The organism is Natronococcus sp. (assembly GCF_047921035.1).
GTDB lineage: Archaea > Halobacteriota > Halobacteria > Halobacteriales > Natrialbaceae > Natronococcus.
Window position 1 is genome coordinate 1 of the sequence record NZ_JBLRWX010000236.1, and the last position, 1,118, is coordinate 1,118.

General features: G+C 65.7%; 1 protein-coding gene. It reads right to left on the reverse strand.

The genetic code is table 11. The features are described from left to right. The coding region (locus ACNA7R_RS20455) for a hypothetical protein (RefSeq protein WP_416285374.1) at positions 1-1,006 on the reverse strand (1,006 nt) is incomplete at its 3' end. Positions 1,007-1,118: the final 112 nt, after the last annotated feature.

The following is a 1,118-nucleotide window of genomic DNA, read 5'->3' on the forward strand; positions in this document are numbered from 1 at the left end:
TGATCGTGTACTCGATCACCTGCCCCGCCTGGAACACGGTGGTGCGGTCGGCCGTCTTCTCCACGGTGAACGACGGCAGCGACACGAACACGGTCTCGTCGTCCTCGTCGGTCACCACCCGCGAGTCGTCGCCTACGACGGCGGTGCCGGACGCGGTGCCGATGTTGGTTGTGGGCTCCTCGAGCGGCGTCGTGCACTCGAAGATCCAGGTCTCCGAGATCAGCTTCAGCGGATCATCGGGGTCGACGATGAAGCCGAGTTCACCGTCACCGTCGTCGCTGTCCTCGACGAACGTGACCTCGTCGCACTTATCGTCGGTGACGGTGACGTTCGACAGGTGGTTCTGGCTCGTCTTGTACGGGCTCTCGTTGCGGACCTCGTACGTGTAGGTCACCAGGTCACCCGGCTGGACGTAGCCGGGATCCTCGGGGACATCGCTCGTCTTCACGATGCTGATGCTCGGGTCCGAGATCGCGACCCGCGCTGTCACCGGATCCGGCTCCACCGGAGTGCCGTACTGGTCGACCCCGGTGACCGTGAAGGTGTTGGAGACGAACGCACTCGCGCCGACGACGTTCTCCTCCCCGTCGTCGAGTTCCTCGACGTACTCCACCATCGGCTCGGCGAGTTCCAGCGAACAGGTGAAGTTCCACCGCTCCCCCGGCTCGAGCACGTCGTCGTTGTCGCCGTTGGTGTCAGGACCCCGGATCGGCTCACAGCCTCCCGGCCCGGAATCGTCGATCGTCAGGTCCGCGAGCGCGAAGTCCGACTTCCCGCTGTTGTAGATCATGTACTCGTAGGCCACGGTCGACCCGAGGAACGCCGCGGACGGCGCGAGCTTGTCGATCTGCAGGCCGGCGCCGAGGACGTCGACGTACGCGCTCGCGGGCGGGCTGGTCACGGTGCCACCCAGCGGGTCGACGCCTCGCGCGACCGCCGTGTTGGTGAGCGGGGACGTGAGCGTACGGGTGCAGTGGAACACCCAGGTCTCGTCGAGCCCGAGCATCTCGTCGGCGTTCTGGTCGCCGGATTGATAGGCCGGCGTGGAACAACCGGGGTCGAGGACTTGAACCGTGGACAGCGGTGTCGTCCCCGTGTTCGTGACCTCGAAGACATAG